Source organism: Nocardia uniformis NBRC 13702 (assembly GCF_001613345.1).
Lineage (GTDB): Bacteria > Actinomycetota > Actinomycetes > Mycobacteriales > Mycobacteriaceae > Nocardia > Nocardia uniformis.
The window spans coordinates 103,883-124,766 of record NZ_BDCE01000007.1 but is presented as its reverse complement, the minus strand read 5'-3'; the positions used below and the strand labels follow the sequence as shown (position 1 = coordinate 124,766).

At 65.7% G+C, this 20,884-nt stretch carries 12 protein-coding genes; 3 read left to right on the top strand and 9 right to left on the bottom strand.

Annotation, left to right across the window (positions count from 1 at the left end; all coding sequences use genetic code 11):
* Nucleotides 1-211 precede the first annotated feature (211 nt).
* The 3 genes from NU1_RS02090 to NU1_RS02080 all read left to right on the top strand — a co-directional run bounded on the left by NU1_RS02090 (nucleotide 212) and on the right by NU1_RS02080 (nucleotide 7,629).
* A complete protein-coding gene (locus tag NU1_RS02090; protein WP_067516743.1) occupies nucleotides 212-3,550 on the top strand; it encodes an arabinosyltransferase domain-containing protein in 3,339 nt (1,112 codons plus the stop codon).
* Nucleotides 3,547-4,215 (top strand): Uma2 family endonuclease, encoded by a 669-nt coding sequence (locus NU1_RS02085; RefSeq protein WP_169814984.1) that lies wholly within the window; start codon nucleotides 3,547-3,549, stop codon nucleotides 4,213-4,215. Before NU1_RS02090 ends, NU1_RS02085 begins: the two co-directional genes overlap by 4 nt.
* Before the next feature lie 87 nt (nucleotides 4,216-4,302).
* A complete protein-coding gene (locus tag NU1_RS02080) occupies nucleotides 4,303-7,629 on the top strand; it encodes an arabinosyltransferase domain-containing protein (RefSeq protein ID WP_067516739.1) in 3,327 nt (1,108 codons plus the stop codon).
* 75 nt (nucleotides 7,630-7,704) lie between these two features.
* Here the strand turns inward: NU1_RS02080 and NU1_RS02075 are convergent, their stop codons facing one another.
* From NU1_RS02075 to NU1_RS02035, 9 genes are all read right to left on the bottom strand, one after another.
* Complete coding sequence (locus NU1_RS02075) at nucleotides 7,705-8,121, bottom strand: type II toxin-antitoxin system VapC family toxin (protein ID WP_067516737.1); 417 nt, start codon at nucleotides 8,119-8,121, stop codon at nucleotides 7,705-7,707.
* Nucleotides 8,121-8,375 (bottom strand): FitA-like ribbon-helix-helix domain-containing protein, encoded by a 255-nt coding sequence (locus tag NU1_RS02070; RefSeq protein WP_067516736.1) that lies wholly within the window; start codon nucleotides 8,373-8,375, stop codon nucleotides 8,121-8,123. The genes NU1_RS02075 and NU1_RS02070 overlap by 1 nt, the downstream gene beginning before the upstream one ends.
* Before the next feature lie 171 nt (nucleotides 8,376-8,546).
* Nucleotides 8,547-8,750, bottom strand: coding sequence for a DUF5988 family protein (locus NU1_RS02065; protein WP_067516734.1), 204 nt, complete (start codon nucleotides 8,748-8,750; stop codon nucleotides 8,547-8,549).
* 244 nt (nucleotides 8,751-8,994) lie between these two features.
* Entirely contained in the window at nucleotides 8,995-10,539 is a 1,545-nt protein-coding gene (locus NU1_RS02060; RefSeq protein ID WP_067516732.1) for an acyl-CoA carboxylase subunit beta, read from the bottom strand.
* A 51-nt stretch (nucleotides 10,540-10,590) separates the two neighbouring features.
* Nucleotides 10,591-15,837, bottom strand: a complete 5,247-nt coding sequence (pks13, locus tag NU1_RS02055; protein ID WP_084520895.1) for a polyketide synthase Pks13 — start codon at nucleotides 15,835-15,837, stop codon at nucleotides 10,591-10,593.
* Between the two features lie 103 nt (nucleotides 15,838-15,940).
* Complete coding sequence (gene fadD32 / locus NU1_RS02050; protein ID WP_067516730.1) at nucleotides 15,941-17,860, bottom strand: long-chain-fatty-acid--AMP ligase FadD32; 1,920 nt, start codon at nucleotides 17,858-17,860, stop codon at nucleotides 15,941-15,943.
* 226 nt (nucleotides 17,861-18,086) lie between these two features.
* Nucleotides 18,087-19,106, bottom strand: a complete 1,020-nt coding sequence (locus tag NU1_RS02045; RefSeq protein ID WP_067516728.1) for a TIGR03621 family F420-dependent LLM class oxidoreductase — start codon at nucleotides 19,104-19,106, stop codon at nucleotides 18,087-18,089.
* Nucleotides 19,107-19,305: 199 nt separating this feature from the next.
* The gene (locus NU1_RS02040; protein WP_084520894.1) at nucleotides 19,306-20,280 is read right to left on the bottom strand and encodes a cutinase family protein; all 975 of its coding nucleotides are present in this window, start codon (nucleotides 20,278-20,280) and stop codon (nucleotides 19,306-19,308) included.
* The gene (locus NU1_RS02035; protein WP_067516723.1) at nucleotides 20,280-20,798 is read right to left on the bottom strand and encodes a DUF732 domain-containing protein; all 519 of its coding nucleotides are present in this window, start codon (nucleotides 20,796-20,798) and stop codon (nucleotides 20,280-20,282) included. The genes NU1_RS02040 and NU1_RS02035 overlap by 1 nt, the downstream gene beginning before the upstream one ends.
* Nucleotides 20,799-20,884 lie beyond the last annotated feature (86 nt).

The window sequence follows — 20,884 nt, the reverse complement described above, 5'->3', positions numbered from 1 at the left end:
CGCCACCACATAAAAATTGCCCGGCCTCCGAACACCCGCTGGAACGGAAACGTCCGCACCCAACCCGGCTACGTAGGCCCCGAGAACAGCAGTCAGTCCCACAGCCAACCAACAAAAACCGCCCCCAACCCCAGCTTCCGAGGAAGCCGACCACCTCCCAGCCGGGCGTGGTGCCCATGCCACCCAACCCAGGTGGATAGCATCAGCGATCGTGCGCGAAGACACCCGAGCGTTTCATCGCATCCGCCTGATCGCCCTGATATCCGGACTCCTCGGAGTGCTGTTGGCGGTGTTGACCCCGATTCTGCCGATCGAGCAGGACCGGCCGACACTGACCTGGCCCCAGGGCGATACGGCGAATATCGACGCGCCCCTGGTGTCGTATACGCCGTTGCGCCTCATGGTGGATCTGCCATGTGAGGTGCTGCGACGCGAAGGCGCCGCCGGGACGCTGTTCTCGACCGTTCCCTCGGCATCCGGGCAGGCGGTGAACAAGGGCCTGGTCGTGCGGGTCGAGGAACCCGAGTCCGGGCCGGCCGTACAGGTCCTGGTGCGCAATATTCCACTGCTGTCCGCGCCCATCGCCGAACTTTCCGACTGCGGGTCCCTGACGGTGAGCTCCGATGCCACCGAGACGCGGACCGAGATCACCGGAGCCGCACGCGCGGACGGCACGCCGTTCGCCGGGCACGTGGGTGGCGATGCCCGACCGCAGCTGGTCGGCATGTTCACCGACCTGCCACGCGATCAGCTCGGTGCGTCCGTGGCGGTTGCCGAGATCGACGCGCGCTTCAGCTCCAGCCCCAGCCTGATCAAGCGGCTCGCCATGATCGGGGCCGCGGTGTTCACGCTCATCGCGTTGATCGCACTGTATTTTCTGGATACCCGCGACGGCCGCCGCTCCCGCCGCTTCCTGCCCGCGCACTGGTGGCGTTTCAGCCGGGCCGATGTCGTCATGCTCGGCACGCTGGTCGTGTGGCATTTCATGGGGGCCAATACCTCCGATGACGGCTACATCCTGAATATGGCCCGGGCGTCGCGCGAATCCGGGTACATGGCCAACTACTACCGCTGGTTCGGTGTCGCCGAAGCGCCGTTCGGCTGGCCCTACGAGGCGCTGGCCCAGATGACCCGCATCAGCGATGCCAGCCCCTGGATGCGACTGCCCTCGCTCCTCGCCGGAATCGTGTGCTGGCTGGTGATCAGCCGGGAAGTGCTGCCGCGCCTGGGTGCTCGGGTGCGCCGCGACAATGTGGCGGTGTGGACGGCCGGACTGGTATTCCTGGCCGCCTGGCTGCCCTACAACAATGGGCTGCGACCCGAACCGCTCATCGCGGCGGGCGCCCTGCTCACCTGGTGCTCCATCGAACGCGCCATTGCCACCGGACGACTGCTGCCCGCCGCCATCGGTGTTCTCATCGCGGCCTTCTCGCTGGCCGCCGGGCCGACGGGGCTGATCTGCATTGCCGCGCTCGTCGCGGGGTCGCGACCGGTGCTGCAGATCATTATCAAGCGGGCGAAGCCCGATCGCGCCGCGATTTCGGGCTCCGGTAGTGGCGACGGTGTGGATTCCGGCCAAAAGCATGCCGGAATGACGGGAAGCACCGCACGGCAACGTGGTTCGGCGCTGCTGCGCTACGCCGCGCTCATCGCCCCGGGACTGGCGGCCGGAACCCTGGTACTGGCAGTGGTTTTCGCGGATCAGACCCTCGCCACGGTGATGGAGGCGACCCGCGTCCGCACCCTGGTCGGGCCGAATGTGGCCTGGTTCGACGAACGCACGCGCTGGGATTCGCTGCTCATGCTCTCCCCCGACGGGTCGTTGGCCCGCCGGTTCGGGGTGCTCGCCATGCTGTTGTGCCTGATTGTGTGCGCCTTCGTCATGCTGCGGAAGAACGGCCGGATCCCGGGCACCTCGCGCGGGCCGTCGGCACGGATTCTGGGCATCGTCTTCATGGCGCTGTTCCTGATGATGTTCACGCCCACCAAGTGGACCCACCACTTCGGCGTGTATGCCGGGCTGGCGGGTTCGCTGGCTGGTCTCGCGGCAGTCGCCGTGGGTATCAACGGGATTCGTTCACCACGCAATCGAACGCTGTTCACGGCGGCGGTGTTCTTCCTGCTGGCCATGACCTTCACCGGATCCAATGGCTGGTGGTATGTCTCCAGCTACGGGGTGCCGTGGTTCGACAAGGCTCCGTCCATCGGCGGGAAGGGGTTCTCCACCCTGTTCCTCGGGTTGGCGGTGCTGTGTCTGCTGGTGGCGCTGGTGCAGCACTACCGGGAGCCGTACGCGAAATCCACCGGGACGGTTCGGCGCTTCGATAAATTCGCGACAATGCCGCTCACCATCGCGGCGGCCGCCATCGTGGTGTTCGAGGTGGCGTCGCTGGCCAAGGCGGCCGTCACCCAGTACCCGGCCTACTCCATTACCGAATCGAATCTGCGTGCGCTGGCCGGGAATCCGTGCTCGCTCGCCGATGACGTTCTGGTGGAAACCGATACCGCCGATTCACTGCTCCAGCCCTACGAAGGCTCGGCCGCCGACGGATTGGCCGCGGAGAGCACCGGATTCACCCCCGATGGCGTGGCTTCCGACCTCACCGCGGATGCGGAGGAAACCGTCACGGGCAGCGCCAATTCGGTGGGGACCGACGATAACAAGACCAGCCGCACCACCGGCGCGGGTACCGGCGGCGGTACCACCGGGCAGACCGGTATCAATGGCAGTAGCGTGGCACTGCCGTTCGGACTCGATCCGGCGCGCACGCCCGTACTCGGCAGCTACACCGACGACAACCAGCAGATCGCCACGCTGACCTCGCAGTGGTACCGGCTCGATCTGACCGACAGCATGCGCGACGATCCCGCGTATCGGGTGCTGGCGATCACCGCCGCCGGACGTATCCGGTACATCGACAAGGACGGCGTCGAAACCTACGGGCAGGACCTGTGGGTGGAATACGGCACCCGCGCCGCCGACGGCACCATGACCGATGTGGGGCGGATCCGGCCCGTCGATATCGGCCCCGCGCCCTCGTGGCGGAACCTGCGGGTGCCGCTGAACGAGATTCCGGTGGCGGCCAACGCCATTCGGCTCGTCGCCAATGACGCCGACATCACCAAGAAGCAGTGGCTGGCGGTCACCCCGCCACGACTGCCGAAGCTGGCCACGCTGAATTCCGTTGTGGGAGAGACGGCCCCGGTCCTGGAGGACTGGCACGTCGGGCTCGCCTTCCCCTGCCAGCGACCGTTCGACCACCACGACGGGGTGGCCGAGGTTCCGCAGTGGCGCATCCTGCCCGACCGGGTCGGCTCCGACGCCTCCAATGCCTGGCAGGACGATATCGGCGGCGGACCGCTCGGCTGGACCGGTTTGCTGCTGAAGGCGCAGACCATCCCGTCCTACCTGGATGACGACTGGGGCCGCGACTGGGGCTCCCTGGAGAAATTCACCCCGTACGTCCCGGAGGCCGAACCCGCCCAACTCGATGTAACTGTCGAAACCCGCCCGGGCTGGGCCGAGGATGCCCCGATCCGAGCACGGTGACGGTAAGCACCGGCAGCCGAGCCAACGCCGGGATACCCTTGGCTGGACATCGACGCACGGGAAGGAAGGACATCGTGAGTGTCGCCCACGACCACACCTTCGGCCCCTACACGATCTATGACCTGGATGCGTTGCCAGACGAGGGTAAAGGCTACGAACTTGCCGACGGTTGGCTGATCCCATTGTCGCCCAGCGCTCGCCACGATATGGCTGCCGAGATCCTGCGTGATCTGATGCGGGCGGCCGCGCGCGTCGCCGAGACCAAGGTCTATGTGCAAGCCCCAATGGACATCTCCACTCCGGCAGGAGTGCGCAAGCCGGACATCGGTGTCATAGAACTGGATGCCGCACGAGCCGCCCATGAGGACAACGCGAGGACCTTCTATGGGCGTGACCTGCTGCTCGTTGCCGAAATCGTGTCACGGCGCAGCGGCAGCGAACATGTTGACCGCGTCGACAAGCTGGTCGACTACGCCAACACCGGAATCCCGAACTACTGGATCGTCGACCTCGAGCCACATCCGCGCATCCAGGTATACCGTCTGGTCGACGGATCGTACGAGAGGTTGGACGCCGTGGCCGCCGGAAACGTGCTCACCGTCCGCGACCCGTTCTCGATCACGCTCGACCCTGCCGATCTGTTGAACATCGACGAACTCGGCTGACCCGGCGACAGGCTCGCCCTCCATCCCGGAAGAGATCTCGGCCGCGCACCGGGTACCCAGGGAGGCGGGGAGCTACGATCAGCAACCGTGCCCGACGCCACCGCTGTCCTGACTAAGCCGACACCACCCGAAACCCCGACGGCCACCGCACGCGATTTCCGCGTCGCCAAGGTGATTGCCATTGTCGCGGGCCTCCTGGGTGCGCTGCTCGCACTGGCCACGCCATTCCTACCGGTCACACAGACCACGGCGGTGGTCGACTGGCCGCAGCAGGGGACGCTGGGCAATGTTCAGGCGCCGCTCATGTCGCAGGTGCCGACCGATCTGACGGTCACCATTCCCTGTTCGGCGGTGAACCAGCTGGCCGATCCGCGCGGCGGCATCCTGCTGGCGACCGCGCCGCCGCAGGGTAAAGAGGCCGATCTGCAGGGGCTGTTCGTCCGGGTGTCGGGCGATACGGTCGACGTCCTCGATCGCAATGCCGTGGTGGCGTCGGCGGAGCGGTCGGAGATGAACGACTGCAGCCAGATCATGATCACCTCCGACAGCACCCGCACCTATGCGACATTCGACGGGCTGACCCGCACCATCGAACAGCCCACCTCCGGCGGCGGTATCGAAACCCTGGAGGTGCCGCTGGAGGGGCAGCTGCTCGGTGATCTGCGCCCGCAGGTGGTCGGCGTCTTCACCGATATGGAAGGCGCGGTGCCGGAGGGCCTTTCGTTCCATATGACGGTGGATTCGCGTTTCTCCTCCACTCCCACCGTCACCAAGCTGGTCGCCATTATCGGCGCGATCGCGCTGACGCTGCTCGCCATGGGTGCGCTCGGCAAACTCGATACCGCCGACGGGCGCGGACATCGGCGCATCTTCCCGCGGCACTGGCTGAAGCCGACCTGGGCCGACGGTGCCGTGATAGGCACACTGACGCTGTGGCACTTCGTCGGCGCGAACACCTCCGACGACGGCTACATCCTGTCCATGGTTCGCGTCGCTCCGCACGCGGGCTATACGGCGAACTACTTCCGCTGGTTCGGCGTCCCCGAGGCGCCGTTCGGCTGGTACTACAACGTGATTGCGACCTTCGCCGAAATCTCCACCGCCAGCCCGTGGGTGCGGATTCCGGCGCTGCTGTGCGGTATCGCGTGCTGGCTGATCATCAGCCGCGAGGTCGTACCCCGGCTCGGCCGTGCGGTCCGCAATTCCCAGGTGGCGCTGTGGACCGGCGGGCTGGTGTTCCTGGCGTTCTGGCTGCCCTACGACAACGGCCTGCGCTCGGAGCCGATCGTGGCGCTCGGCGCACTGCTGACCTGGGTGTCCATCGAGCGGGCCATTGCCACCTCACGGCTGCTGCCCGCGGCGGTCGCGATACTCGTCGCCGCCTTCACCCTCGCGGCCGCGCCCACCGGGCTGATGTGTGTGGCGGCGCTGCTCGTCGCCATCCGCCCGCTGGTGCGCATTGTGGTGCGCCAGCGCAAGCGGTTCGGTACCACCGCGCTGCTGGCCCCCATCGCCGCGTCCGGTTTCCTGGTGCTCGTGGTGATCTTCGGCGATCAGACCTTCGCCGGAATCATGGAGGCCAACCGGGTGCGGCAGGCGACGGGACCGAATCTCGCCTGGTACGAGGACTACCTGCGCTACTACTACCTGTTCGTGGAAACCGTGGACGGCTCGCTCGCGCGCCGGTTCGCCTTCCTCGTCATGATCCTGTGCCTCATCACCACCATGCTGATTCTGCTGCGGCGACGCCGGGTGGCCGGTATCGCCAGCGCTCCGACCTGGCGGTTGATGGGCGTGGTGTTCGGCACCATCTTCTTCATGATGTTCAACCCGACCAAGTGGACGCACCACTTCGGCGCGTACGCGGGTATCGCGGGATCGCTGGCGGCGGTGACCGCCGTGGCCGTGTCGGCTACCGCGCTGCGGTCGCGGAAGAACCGGTCGGTGTTCCTGGCGGGTCTGCTGTTCACCCTCGCGATCTCGTTCTCGGGTATCAACGGGTACTGGTACGTCTCCAGCTTCGGTGTGCCGTGGTACGACAAGCGCGTCTCGCTGTCGGGATACCAGTCCAACACCCTCATGCTCATGCTGTTCGGCCTCGCCCTGGCGCTGGTCGCCTGGCAGTCGCTACGCGAGGGTTATGCCAAACCGCCCGCCAGCGCGAAAACCGCGCGCGGCAGGCGGATTCGCAAATTCGCCGCCATTCCGCTGACCGTGGTGGCCGCGCTCATGGTGCTGTTCGAGGTGGCGTCACTGGCGAAGGGCGCGTACTCGCAGTATCCGGCCTACTCCCTCGCGCGCTCGAATTTCGATGCGCTGGGCGGTAATTCGTGCGGGCTCGCCAATGACGTACTGGTGGAAGCGGATCCGAACGGGGGCAATCTGACCCCGATCGAGGATCCGGAACGTCCGCCACTGAACGGCGATCACCTGGCGGGTACGAAGCCGGTCGGCTTCTCCCCCAATGGTGTTGCCGAGAATCTGGACGCCGATAGCGTCGAGGTGAAGCCGGGCACCGGCAATACCTCCACGCAGACCGTCGGTCCGGCCTTCGCCGAAGGCGAGAACGCCGGAACCGGCGGCGGTACGGGTACCGAAGGCGTCAACGGCTCCACCGCCGCCCTGCCCTTCGGCCTCGATCCGGCCACCACGCCGGTCATGGGCAGCTGGCAGGACGGCGTGCAACAGCCCGCCGAGCTGTACTCCAGCTGGTACCAGCTGCCGCCGCGTTCGGATGACTCACCGCTGGTGGTGATGTCGGTGGCCGGACGCATGATGTCCTTCGACGACACCGGCCGCATGACCTACGGTCAGGACCTGTTCCTCGACTACGGCCGCCGCCTGCCCGATGGCAGCATCGAATCGCTCGGCGCCTACCGGCCGCGCGATATCGGCCCGGCCCCGTCCTGGCGCAATGTGCGGGTGCCGCTCGACGAACTGCCCGGCGATGCCGACGTGGTGCGCATCCATGCCAAGGATCCGATCCTCATCGGTGACCAGTGGCTGGCCTTCACCCCGCCGCGGGTACCGAAGCTGGAGTCGCTCAACAGCTATATCGGCGGCACCCAGCCGGTGCTGCTGGACTGGGCCGTCGGCCTGCAATTCCCCTGCCAGCGGCCGTTCGACCACCGCTACGGCGTGGCCGAGGTCCCGAACTACCGCATCCTGCCGGACCGCCCCCTCGCGGTCAGCTCCACCAATACCTGGCAGGCAGAGGAATTCGGTGGACCACTGGGCTTCACGCAGATGCTGGCGGGCTCGGTCACCATCCCGACGTATATGAAGAACGACTGGGCCCGGGACTGGGGTTCGCTGGAGCGCTACGACCAGCACTACCCGGCCACACCCGCGCAGATAACCACGGGCGAGGCCACCCGGTCGGGGTTCTGGTCACCCGGGAAGCTCCGCGCCTAGCGAGTCCCACCTCCGACACCTCGTGCCCCCTTCCCACGACTAGGAAGGGGGCACGTTGCTGGTTTCGACAGTGAGCTACCGCCATGGGTCGATGGTGGCTACTCCGGCCGCCTCGAAGGGCGAAGTGTCGCGAGTGGCTACGGTGAAACCCGTGGCAGCGGCCGTGGCGGCGATCATGCCGTCGGCGGTGCCGATCGCCAGTCCGGCGGCGCGGGCAGTAGACATCAGACGTACGTATTCAGCGGTGGCGGCTAGGTCGTAGGGCAGAATGCGACCGGAGAACACCGGCAGGGTGCAGTTCTCCAGCCACTCGACGTACTCGTCATGGCGTCGTCCGGCTGGCATAGCGGCGATGCCATACCGGAGTTCGCCAACGGTGACCGCGGACAGGAACAAGGTTTCGACGGTCTGGGCATCGAGCCACTCCATGACCCGCGCATCGGGTGCTTTGTTGGTGGACTCGCTGATGACATTGGTGTCGAGAATGATCACTAGTCGAACCCCATGGGTTCGGCCGGGGTTCGGTCACGGGCGAACATGGTGGACTGCTCGTCGTCGGTGAGCCGGTGCTCCCGACTGATGACGCTGGCTAGCAACGATCCGAGCTTGATCCGCTCGGCCGGTTGCACGGCGTCGGTGAGGATCGCGCGAATCTCCGCCTCGGCGCTGCGGCCATGCGCGGCCGCGCGCTGACGGATCGCACGATGTACTTCATCGCTCAGGTTCCGCACTGTCACGTTCTTCATCTGCCATCACTTCCTTCTGTCCGCCATCAATGATAGCAACAGGGAAGTGCTGCCATCATCTCTCATTCGGATCCGGAAGGAAGCTGGGCAAGTGGTGCGGGAACAGCGACTACGCGAGCAGGTGCAGGTACCGACGCGGCAACCCATTCGCCGTGCCCAGCACTCCTGAATTCACCCCGCCGGTATATGTGCCACCCACTCGTAGACCGGAAGATTCCCCTCCGGGGTGTCCTGCCAGCGCGTTGTCACTTTGAACCGTTCGTAGCCGTCGTCGAAGGCCACCCGCAACTCGATGCCAGGCGGCGTGATCGGGACGATCCGCGTCTTCAGGCCGTCAGGCCCGCCTTCCAGTACGGCCTTCGGTGAGCTGGTCATAGCTGAAGGCTCTCATATACGGATGGGTCGGCCGACCGATTCGGCGTAATTGGGCGTGGCGTGATCCAAGCGCCAACCACCTGGTGAAGCGCGTCGCCACCGGCCGGTCGCCGCTCCGACACGCGACGGCGACAGCACAGCTTTTGTAATATCGGCGTGCCCGAAGGCAACTCGTGCTGCAATTGGATACGAGAAGTCTCGCGCCCATCCCGGTAGGCGGTGGGCGCGAGACGCCACCGGGTCATCAGAGCGGCAACAGATGGTGCTTGCGGGGGTTGCGCGCGATCGTCTTGTCCCGGAGCAGGTGGAGGGCCTTACGGATCTCCAGGCGGGTGGTGGCGGGCTCGATGACGGCGTCGATATAGCCGCGTTCGGCCGCTACCCACGGGGTCGCGACGGTGGCGTTGTAGAAGTCGATCATCTGTTGGCGAATCGCGGTGCGCTGCTCTTCCGGAGCCGCGTCGATGGTCTTCGCGCCGATGAGGCTGACGGCGCTTTCCGCGCCCATAACGGCAATGCGGGCGGTCGGCCAGGCGAGATTGACGTCCGCGCCGAGCTGCTTCGAGCCCATGACCGCGTAGCCGCCGCCGTAGGACTTTCGAATAACAACGGTGACCTTGGGTACCGTCGCTTCCACGAAGGAGAACAGGAACCGGCCGCCGCGTTTGATGACGCCGATCTTCTCCTGCTCCACCCCGGGTAGGAAACCGGGGGTGTCCACGACGAACACCAGCGGGATTTCGAACGCGTCGCAGATTCGGATGAAGTGCGCGGCCTTATCGGAGGCGCGGGCGTCCAGGGCCCCGGCGTAGACCATGGGCTGATTGGCGACCACGCCGACGCTACGGCCGTCCACCCGGGCGTAGCCGCAGATAATGTTTCGCCCTGCGGATTCCCCGAATTCGTGGAAATCACCGTCATCGAAGATGCGTAGCAGAATCTCGTGCATGTCGTATCCGGCATTGTCGGCATCCGGAACAAAGGTGTCGAGTTCGCGATCGGATTCGGTAATCTCCGGCTCCAGACCGGGATTCACGATCGGCGGCAGTTCCTGGCAGCTGGACGGTAGGTACGAAAGATAGTGGCGGACCCACTCGAAGGCCGCCGACTCGTCCTTGGCGACATGGTGGATATTGCCGTACTGGGCCTGACTGTGCGCACCGCCGAGTTCCTCGAGGCTGACATCCTCGCCGGTGACCTCGCGAATTACCTTGGGTCCGGTGACGAACATATAGGCGGCCTCGGTGGCCACCACCACATCGGTATTGATGGGCGCGTAAACCGCACCGCCGGCGCAACTTCCGAGAATCATGGAGATCTGCGGGACCAGTCCGGACAGCGGTTCCTGGCGGCGGCCGAGTTCGGCGTACCAGGCCAGTGAGGTGACGGCCTCCTGCACGCGCGCGCCGCCGGAGTCGTTGATACCGACCACCGGGCAGCCCATTTTGGCGGCGAATTCCATGATGGCGGCCACTTTTCGGCCGAACATCTCACCGACCGAACCGCCGTACACGGTTTGATCGTGGGAGAACACCGCTACCGGGCGACCGTCCACCAGCCCGTGCCCGGTGACCACGCCATCGCCGTACAGCGCCTTCTTATCACCGGGATTGCGTACCAGCGCACCGATTTCCACGAAGGTGCCCGGATCCAGGAGCATATTGATCCGGTCGCGGGCGGAAGGGATGCCCTTCCGTGCCCGCTTCGCGATCCCCGCTTCGCCCGCCGGTTCCCTCGCGACGTCCAGCTTCTGTCGAAGGTCCGCGAGTTTTTCGGCGGTGGTGCTCACTGGTCCCCTTTCGGCTGTACCTACTTTCGCAGAACCTGTTGCGCGACCGGGTTATTTCGCGGTCGTGTCGATCTCGGCAAGCTTTTTGGTGAGGTCGGCTCCAATGGTGGCGATACGCGGTTCGTCGATGATTTGCAGGTGATCACCCGGGATGTGGATGATCTCCAGGTCCGAGATGTGCTCGCCCCAGCCGCCATTGGGCAACCTATCAGCGAATCGCGGCTCCAGCTCGATAATGCCGTCGTGGTAGCGGTCGGCGAGGTAAAGAACCACGTGACCTTCGTAACGCGACGGGGTGATCTTCTGCAGCTCACGGCTGTCGAGCCAGGATGTGCGCTGATGCTCGAGCGCACCACCCGGAATCTTGACATCCGCGAATCTCACCAGCTCCGTAATGATATTGATCTGTTCGGAGTCGGTAGCGGCAGCCAGTTCCTCCAACTGTTCCTCGTCGAGCTCACCATCGAAGCCGTAGGTCTTCTTGGCGAAGGACTGGTAGCGGCGCATACGGTCCATCCGCCCCGCCAGTGTGTCGTTCTCCAGCTCGGTCGGAATCGCCAGGTCGATCAGACCCACCTCGCGCACATCCGCGCCCTCGGCACGCATGATCTGCGCGACATTCAGCGCGAACACTGCGCCCAGCGACCAGCCGTACAGAATGTACGGACCCTCCGGCTGGATCTTCCGAATCTCCGGAATGTACTGGCGGGCACGCTCTTCGATGGTGCCCTCGACCCGCTCGAAGCCGTACATGGGCGTACCTTCGGGCAGCCGCTTCAGCAGCGGCTCGTAGACCAGGGTGTTACCGCCGGAAGCGTGGAATACGAAGACCGGCACGGCATTCGACGCGGGATCCTTCGCACGCAGCGTGCGCACGAAACCATCGACGTCATTGCCGTTCTCCTGGTAGCGGGCAACGATTTCGGCCATCTGCTCGATGGTTTCGCAATCGCGCAGCTCTTCGATATCGACCTCGGCCTTGACCCGCTCCGACAGCCGCGCGGCCAGCTTCGTCATGGTCGCCTCGTCCAGGACCGGCAGGTTGTTGAAGATGCCGCCCGGCGTCTTACCGGTCACCATCGCCCACGCGGCGAAGACGAGCCGTTCGGCGGCATGCCGCGGCGGAACATTGTCCCGGTCGGTCTCCGCTGGCGGCGGTGCCGCCTCGAAATCGGCCGCGGTGGTCGGGGCTTCGACCTCGGCGGATTGTGGATCCCGGCCAAGAGCATGCCGGGATGACGAGGGCGAGGTGTCCACATCCGACGACGAAGGTGCGGCATCCGTCATTCCGGCGTGCTCTTGGCCGGAATCCACACCGCTGAGCTGCTTGACTTCCGCCACGGCGGCGAGCGGGTCGGTACCGGCCGCCATGGCGGCACGGGCGGCGGAGACGAAATCGCTGTCCACCGCGAGCTCGCCCTCACCGGCGGCCTGGCGTTCGGCCATGGCCTGCAGCTCGTCACGGTGCTCGATGGCGTAGCGCAGCACCTTGCCGACCTCGAGGAGGCTGGCGTCGCGCACGGCCTGGATCTGCAGCTGCGGGATATCGAATTCGTATTCGACGCGGTTCTTGATGCGCATGGCCATCAGCGAATCGAGGCCGAGCTCCATGAGCGGGATCTCCATGGGGAGGTCCTCGACGGAGTAGCCCATGGATTCGGCGGCAATGAGCGCCAGGCGTTGCTCCACGGTCTGGGTGCCATTGGGGTCCCAGCGATCACCGGCGGGGGTGACCACGGCATCCTCGGCGGCGGGCTTTTCCGCCTGCGCGGTGATCGACGGCACGGCAACGGGTTCCGGCAGTGCGGCACCGGAGGTGACGACACCGTCGAACAGCAGTGTGAAGGCGGTGCCCGCCTTGGCGTGGACCTGCGCCGCCGCTCCACCCGGATACGGGGTGAGCGTGGTGGTCAGCGTTCCGGAGGTCGGAATCTGGCCGTAGGCGTACGAGGCGCCCGATGTCACATCCGAAAGCACCTGCGCGGCAGCGGCCTGCACCAGCAGGCTCAGATCGGTCACGACCTCGGCCTGCACCTCCCACACGTGGCGGCCGTCCGGCAGCGCCACATGCGAGCCCGGAATCCGGCCATTGCCCGAACCCGAGGCCATACCGACCTTGGGCCAGTACTGCTTGCGCAGGAACGCGGTTCGCGGAATGTTCGCGTACGCGCCGTCGGTCAGCAGCGACGACAGGTCCACCTTGTGGCCGTTGACGTAGAGCTGTGCCAGCGCCGTAATAATGGCCGCCGACTCGTCTTCCTTGCGCTTGAGCGTCGGAATGAGCGCGGCATTGTGCACGCCCGCCGCGTAGGTGGTGCCCAGCACCTGCATGAGCGCAACGGAATTGGGTGCCAGCTCCAGGAAGGTCGTGATACCGGTGTCCACGGCCTGGCGCACGGCATAGGTGAAGTACACCGAGCCACGCATATTCCTGACCCAGTAGTCCACATCGTGCACCGGATCGTGGCCCGCGCGGTACACGCCGTCCTTGTGGACGGTGGAGTACAGATCGGCCTTCATCTTGGTCGGTTCGATACCGGCCAGCTCGGCGGCCAATTCGCCGAGCAGCACATCCATTTGGGAGGTGTGGCCCGCGCCGCGGGTCTGTAGCACGCGCGCGAATTTGCCCTCGGCTTCGGCGCGGGCGACCAGCGCGTGTACCTGATCCGGCGGACCGCCGATCACGGTATTGGTGGGCGCGGCGTACACCGCGACCTCCAGGTCCGGGTATTCCGGCAGCGCCTTCTCGATATCCTCGGCGCTGTATTCGAGCAGAGCCATATTGCGGACCTGATCATCGGTGATCATGGCCTCGCCCTCACCCATGAGCCGGGAGCGGGCACAGATGACGCGCACGGCGTCCTCGAGGTTCAGACCACCCGAGATGTACGCGCCCGCGACCTCACCCTGCGAATGACCAACAACGCCTTCGGGTTCCGCGCCGTGCTGACGCAGTACCGCGGCCAGACCGACCTGGATGGTGAAGGTACCGACCTGGCCGGTACCGATATCCCAATCCTGCTCGTCGTCGAGGATCATTTCCTTGACCGAGTAACCGGCCTCGTCCACGACCAGCTCGTCGACCTCGTCGACGGCCTCGCGGAAGATCCGATTCTCCTGGTAGAGCTGCTTACCCATCTTCCGGTGCTGCGCACCGAAACCGGCCATCACCCACAGCGCACCCTTGGCGGCCGGGGAATCGGCGGTGTACACGCCCGCGGCGGGTTTGCCCTCGGCAATGGCGCGCAGACCCGCGACGGCTTCCGCATGGTCCTTGGCGATAACCACGCCGCGCGAACGACCGTGATTGCGCTTGGCCAGCGCACGCGCCACATCCTCGAGGGGGGTGTTGCTACCCTCGTCGGTCTCCAGCCAGTCGGCGAGATCGGTGGCGGCACGACGGCGACGCGACGGCATGTACGCCGACACCGGCAGGATGACCGGGAGCGGCTCTGCCCGCTCGGCCCATTCCGGTTCAGGCGCAACGGCTTCGAGGAGTTTCTCGGCTTCGACGACCACATCGGTGGTCTCGGTGTCGAGGTCCGCGCGCGCATCCTCGGTGGCGGCGGGCTGCGGCGTTTCGGTCGAGGTCGGCACGTATTCCTGGATGACCAGGTGCGCATTGGTGCCACCGAAACCGAAGCCGGAGACGCCGATGGTGGCCTTGCCGCTGTAGCGCGGGAATTCGGTGGGCTCGTCGACGACCTTCAGGTGCGCCTGGTCGAACGGGATGTACGGGTTCGGCCCGGCGTAGTTGATAGTCGGTGGAATAACGTTGTGCTGCAACGCCATAACGATCTTGGCCAGGCTGGCCGCGCCCGCGCCGGACTCCAGGTGGCCGAAGTTGGTCTTGGCCGAACCGAGCAGCGCGGGTTTGTCGGCGTCACGACCGCGTCCCACCACCCGGCCGAGCGCGTCCGCCTCGATGGGGTCGCCGATCAGGGTGCCGGTGCCGTGCGCCTCGATGTAATCGACCGAGGACGGGGCGATTCCGGCGTCCCGGTAGGCACGGCGCAGGACGTCCGCCTGCGCATCCGGGTTCGGCGCGAAGATGCCATTGGAGCGGCCGTCACTGTTGACCGCCGAACCCTTGATGACCGCGTAGACCTTGTCGCCATCACGTTCGGCATCGGCCAGACGCTTGAGCACCACCAGGCCAGCGCCCTCGGAGCGCACCATGCCGTCGGCATCGGAGGAGAACGCCTTGATGTGACCGTCCTTGGCGACCGCGCCATTGATATCGAAGCCGAGCGTCGCCATCGGCGCGAGAATCATATTCACGCCACCGGCCAGCGCCACATCGGAATCACCATTGCGCAGCGAGCGCACCGCATCGTGCACCGCCACCAGCGTGGACGAGCAGGCGGTATCGATCGTCACCGAGGGGCCACGGAAGTCGAAGAAGTAGGAGACGCGGTTGGCGATAATGCCCGTCGATGCGCCCAGCAGGGCGTATGCCTCGGCCGACATCGGCACATTCGGATCGGGCGCCTTGCCGAGCCCCATCGCCGTGACGATCATGAAATCGCTGGTGGACGAACCGACGAACACACCCACGGATTCGCCCTTGAGGTCACTCGCGGGAATTCGCGCGTGCTCCAAGGCTTCCCAGGTGAGCTCCATCATGAGCCGCTGCTGCGGATCGACCCGCTCGACCTCGATCGGCGACATGGCGAAGAACTCGGAATCGAAACCCTTGACCACTTCCTGGTCCAGGTAGCCGCCCTTGGTTCGGCCGTTCTCAATGGCCGCGGTGGCCATCGGATCGCCCTTGAACTCGTCCCAGCGGCCCTCGGGTAGGTCGCGGATGGCGTCACCGCGGTTGATGATGAAGTCCCATGTGGACTCCGGGGTATCCCCCGCACCCGGCAAACGTGTGGACAACCCGACGATGGCGATATCGTGCGCCTCGTTCGGCTGAAAGCCAGCGGTATAGAAGGAGTCGTCCGCGACATCCGCAGGCAGATCCGGCTCACCATTGATGATTACCTCGGAGATCGAGGCGATGGTCGGATGCTGGTAAATGACCGTGGCGTTCAACACCACACCGGTGAGGTCCTCGATATCTCCACCGAGCGCGAGCGCATCCCGAGAGGCCAGGCCGAATTCCTCCATCGGCCGATCCACCGTGATCTGCTCCAATGGCTGACCGGTGGCGTCGGCGACCCAGCGCCGCAACCATTCTCGCAGCTCAGATACCGACATATCGGTACCCGATGGCCGTTCGGTAGCCGCGACTACCTCGGTCGCAGCGGTCTCGGTCGTGTCGTTGGGGGCCTTGCCCTCGTTCTCAGCCATCAATTCCTCAAGCTACCTGTAGGCGTTGGGTGCGCGGCAGTTAATGCAGTGAATGGCGCGGACCGCACCGGGCCCGCGCCATTTCCTGTGAGGCTACGCCTCACTACTCTTCGGGTGCATCGGGGAAAGCTTGCTGGGTGTAACCACCGCGCAGGGTGCCCTCCACATATGCCGCCTTGCACGCGCGGCGCGCGATCTTGCCACTGGAGGTGCGCGGAATCGAACCCGCGGGTACGAGCAGGATGTCACGCGCGGTCACGCCGTGCCGCTGCGAGATGGCCGCGCGAACCGCGTCGGCAATCGGCAGTGGATCGGCCTTGCCCGCGCCCGGACCCCGCTCGGCCACGATGACCAACTGCTCGGAAGCATCGTCGGCATCGTATTTCAGGCCCGAATGGCTGTCCGCCGCAAAGACTTCAGCGGGCAGCTGATTCGCCGGAACCGCGAAGGCGGCGACGAAGCCGGGCCGCAGCGCCTTGGAGGCCTCCTGCGCGGAGTACTCCAGATCCTGCGGGTAGTGATTGCGACCGTCGACGATCACCAGATCCTTGACGCGACCGGTGATGTAGAGCTCGCCGTCGATATAGACGCCGTAGTCGCCGGTCCGCATCCAGTGGGCGTCGGCCGGGGTGCCCTCGGCGTGGCTGTCGGCGGGCAGGCGGTTGACGAGGCGGTTACGGAAGGTGTTCTGGGTTTCGTCCTCGCGACCCCAGTAACCGACACCGATGTTATTGCCGTGCAACCAGATCTCGCCGACGTGGCCGTCCGGCAGCTCCCGCACGCCCTCCTCGGAGTCGATGCTGTCCGCGTCGACAATGGTCGCCCACTGCGAATGCGCCACGTAGCCACAGGAAACCTGGGCGATGGAGTTCGGGGTGCCCTGCTCCACCACCTGCACGCGGCCCGCGTTCATCTCGTCGCGGTCGACGTAGATGGCCTTGGCCTCGTCCTCGTGCCGGGTGGCCGATACGAAAAGGGTGGCTTCGGCCATGCCGTAGCAGGGCTTGATGGCGGTCTTGGGCAGACCGTACGGGGCGAAGGCCTCGTTGAACTTCTTCATCGACGAGACGGTCACTGGTTCGGAACCGTTGATCAGGCCGATGACATTGGACAGGTCCAGCGATTCGCCCTGCTTCGGCAGACCGCGCGCGGCGGCATGTTCGAAGGCGAAGTTCGGTGCGGCGGCGAAGGTTCCGGCACCGTCTGCGACGGCGGCCAGCTCATTGATCCACCGCGACGGGCGACGTACGAACGCCGACGGCGACATGATGGTGATGTATTTGCCGCCCACCGCGGGCAGGATGACCGTCAGCAGACCCATGTCGTGGAACAGCGGCAGCCAGGTGACACCGCGTGAACTCCAGTTCAGGTCCAGCGCGTGCACCATCTGCAGCAGATTGGTACCCACGCCGCGGTGGGTGATCTCCACACCGGCCGGGGTCCGGGTCGAACCCGAGGTGTACTGCAGATAGGCGATGTCGTCCACGGAGATATCCGGACGAATCCAGCTCTCGCCGACGGCATCGGGGATGGCGTCGACCGCGATGATGCGCGGACGCTGCGCGGCGGGCAGTGCCCGGAAGAACTGGCGCACGCCCGCGGCGGAGGAGCTGGCCGTCAGGATGGCCGACGGCGTGCAGTCGCCGAGTACAGCGTGCAGGCGGTCGGTGTGGCCCGGCTCGTCCGGATCGAACAGCGGTACCGAGATGCAACCCGCGTAGATGGCGGCGAAGAAGGAGATTACGTAGTCCAGGCCCTGGGGTGCCAGGATCGCGACCCGGTCGCCGCGCTTGGTCACCTGCTGCAGTCGGGCGGCCACCGCGCGCAGCCGGGTGCCGAACTGACTCCAGGTGAGGTCCTGGTACTCGCCGTCGCGCTCCCGCGAGTAATCGATGTAGCGGTACGCCAAATCATTGGCGTCGTTACCGACCGTGTGCTTCTCGACGTAATCGACCAGGGTACGGCCCTCGGGAATCACGATCATCCCGGTTTCGTCCAGGTAGTCGTCGAAAGTCTCGTCCATTCCTTCTTCTCCTCCGAGGCACACGTAGGGGCGGCGGTGACGGCCGCTGTTACCTGTGAGGCCCCGACTCTCTTTGCCCGCCGATGCTCTGTCGATACAAGAGCCAACTCGGCAGAATTCTGTTGCGGTCTGCGCGGTGACCGCCTATTGGCTAGATGTCTTCAAACCAGGGACATGTTACAGAGCAGGCACCGGAGCAATCTCCGGAGCAGCCCGAGGTCCCTGCTCACTCGTGCCGAAGCAATGGGATAACCGGTGCGAATGCCTCCATTTGAGTGGGAAATATGCCGACGTAGGACAGGGATGTGAGTTGCCGCACCCGGCGGATGCGTTCGGCGATCTGCTCGTGGGTGCCGATCGCCACATACGGCGATTCGAGGATGTCCTCCGCCGATAGCCGCACGTCCACTTCCAGGTTCGGGTGCAGTCCTCTATCGATCGCGCGCAGCGCCATATCGGCGGCGCGCTCGCGATCGTCGGTGACGATCACCGCGGTGATCGTCCAGTTCAGTTCGATCTCGGCGAACCGGCGTCCGGCCGCTGCCTTGACCATATTCACCCGCTCGAGCGTCCTGTCGAGCGTGATGCCCGACAACAACATCTTCCCATCGAGTGTGCTCGGCGGAATCACCGAGACGATATCGGCATGCTTGGCCGCCAGCGCGAGCATGCGCGGCCCACCGCCACCGGTCGCCAGTGGCGGACGCGGACCCTGCCGCGGCCGCGGTGCGCCCCTGATCCCCCGCACCTGAAAGTGCTTACCCTCGAAGCGGCATTCCTGACCGCGCAGTAGCACATCCAGAATGGTCAGGGTTTCGTCGAGCTGTTCGAGCCGCACACCCGGCGACTCGAACGCGATACCCGCGGCATGGAAGTCGTCGGCGAGCCAACCCGCGCCGACACCCAGCTCCAGACGACCGCGGGAGAGCACATCGAGGGTGGCGGCCTCCTTGGCCAGCACCACGGGGTGCCGAAAGCCGTTGGCCAGCATCGATGTTCCGATCCGAATCCGGTCGGTGGCCACCGCCAGGGCGCCCAGGGCCGCGATCGGACCGACCTGCGGGCCGAGCGAATCGGGTACGGCGAAGGAGTCGTAACCGAAATCCTCGGCCTGCTGAGCGAGTTTGATGAACTTGCGCGCCCCGCCTTCCTGCGGGTTGCCCTCGCCGGCCGCCGCGAAGCGGAAGGCCCGCAACGGTGTACCCAGCGCGGTCAACTGACCGTCCGGTACGGCGACTTCTGTCATGAACTCGATGCTCCTGGCTGAGAGTGATCGCACTGCGCCGCCGGGCCTCATCGACCGGCGTCACAATCCCGGAGCACTTTACAGGCTAAGCACCGAACCACGGGGTCTGTCGGTGGGCACAAGCCCCCGATTCAAGGGGGATCCCAGACGAGGGTGCCCGCCTTCGTTAGAACTCACGAAGTTCCGGGTACGCCGCCCCTCACGAATGCGGTGGATGTGGAGCGCCATCGATCAGTCCGGTGGCCCAGTTCAACGTCCACTGGGTGGCGGTGGTGCCATTCTCATCCACCACATACCCGTGGTAGAGGCTGTGCACCGGATTGCCGGCTGCCCGCACCAGAGTGCCCGCGCTATTGAGAATATTGAATGGGCTCAACGCTTCTCGCGGGGAATCGCAGATCAGGTCACCCGGAGCGCAGATGGTGTACGAGCGATCGGCCAGCGCGCCGAAGCCGGGGCGGGGACCGGTCATGGTGATACCCGGAACCTTCAAGCCCTTGAGCGCGACCTCCGCGCCCTCCCCCGGCGGAACCGCACCGATCACGGTGGCCTGGTCGGGGCCGGGGACCCGGCGGCCGTCGGCGACGAGCATGACGCCGAGCATCTTGTTCGCGGGCACCGGGCCATTGCCCGCGCCGATCTCCGCGGCCACATCACCGGCGATTACCGCGCCCTGGGAGAACCCGACCATCACATACGTGGTCAGCGGGCAGTCCCGGTAGGTCTGGGCCAATTTCTCGGTGGTCCGCGCGGTGCCCTCGGAACGGCTCCTGTTGTAGGACTGCTGGCCGTCCGGCGGCAAGGCGATCGGGTTGGAGAACTGCGCCACGTACGGGACGGTGTAGACCTCCAGCCGCTCCGCCGGGAAACGCTCGCGCAGCGGCTGCGAGATATTCAGCATGTACGAGATCGGATTCGCCGACGGGTTGTACGGGTCATCATTGCTATTGGACTCCCAGGTGCCCGGCACCGACAGCATGAGCACGTCCGGACAGGACGCCGGCTGTGAGGTCGGCTCCTTGGTGGTCGGCAGCTTCGGTTTCGGGAGGTGCAGCCACCCCGCAAGCAGGAACCACAGCAGGATGACCACGACAATGATCAGTGCGATCACGGCCAGGATCACCAGGCATCCCCGCAGTGGGGACCGGCGTGCGGAGCGGCGGCGGGGGTTCACTAGCAGTAACTCGCGGTGGCGACTTCGTAGTAGATCTGCCCGGCCTGCTCGACCGGCATCTTGCTGGCGTCGAAGGACGGATCCGAGCCCGCGATGGCGGTCACGTAGGTGATGATCTGGTCCTCGGGCGCGTTCTCCGCCTTGCCCTGGCAGACCAGACTGCCCGCGGTGATCGCGATATCCGGCGACGACGGGGTGACGCCGCGCTTCTTCAACTCCTCGAGGAAGGTCTTGTCCTTATCGCTGAGCGCGGGTGCGTCGGCCTGCGGAGTAACGAACTCCGTGGGCACCGGCGCCGGACGCTCCGAGCCGGTGGGCTCGGACGGGTTCGTCTCGCCGGGCTGCTCGGTGGAGTCCGGCGCACCCGTCGTGGCCGGTGCGGACGTACTGGCCGGCGTGGTCGCGGACAGCGTGGGCGTGCTCGTCGCGGTCGAATCATTATCACCGCAGGCGGCCAGCAATCCAGCGGCCGCACAAGCCGCCACCACGCTGATTACCTTTCCACGGGTCCGTTGCATGTAATCGCTTCCTCGAGATCAATAGGGCACAAGGTCGCCCCCAGGCTAGCGGGAAGGTCGGGGAATGTGCGGCCTTGCAGTGCCGA